This window comes from Arthrobacter halodurans, assembly GCF_041877255.1.
Taxonomy (GTDB): domain Bacteria; phylum Actinomycetota; class Actinomycetes; order Actinomycetales; family Micrococcaceae; genus Arthrobacter_N; species Arthrobacter_N halodurans.
Genome location: NZ_JBHDLJ010000034.1, coordinates 1 through 431 on the forward strand (window position 1 = coordinate 1; position 431 = coordinate 431).

Genomic DNA, 431 nt, shown 5'->3' on the forward strand with positions numbered 1-431 from the left:
TCGTCCCGGCGGCCCCGACGTCGGTCGCCTCGACCGGCAGCTACACCATCCCCTCCACCGCTGGCGTCGCGTATCTGGTTGACGGGACCCCGAAGGCTGCCGGCACCCACTTGTCCGGCTACACGAAGGTCACCGTCACCGCCGTCGCCCAGCCGGGATTCACGCTGTCCGGAACCGCGTCCTGGACCCTGGACCTGACGAAGAAGACCGCCGTCGCCGCCGCGCCGGCGGTCAACTACACAACGAAGACGGTCACCATCCCACGTGCCACCGGCGTCGTGTACTTCATCGACGGCGTCGCCAAGTCACCGGGCAGCCACAAGATCACCACGTACGCGACCGTGACAGCGAAGGCGTCCGCCGCGAACTACGTGGTCACCGCCAAGACATGGAAGTTCGACCTCCGGACAGCCGTGACCCCGGCCGCCCCG

At 68.4% G+C, this 431-nt stretch carries 1 protein-coding gene; it reads left to right on the top strand.

Annotation, left to right across the window (positions count from 1 at the left end; genetic code table 11):
* A partial coding sequence (locus ACETWP_RS17310) for a hypothetical protein (protein WP_373973533.1) occupies nucleotides 1–431 on the top strand: 431 nt, incomplete at both ends.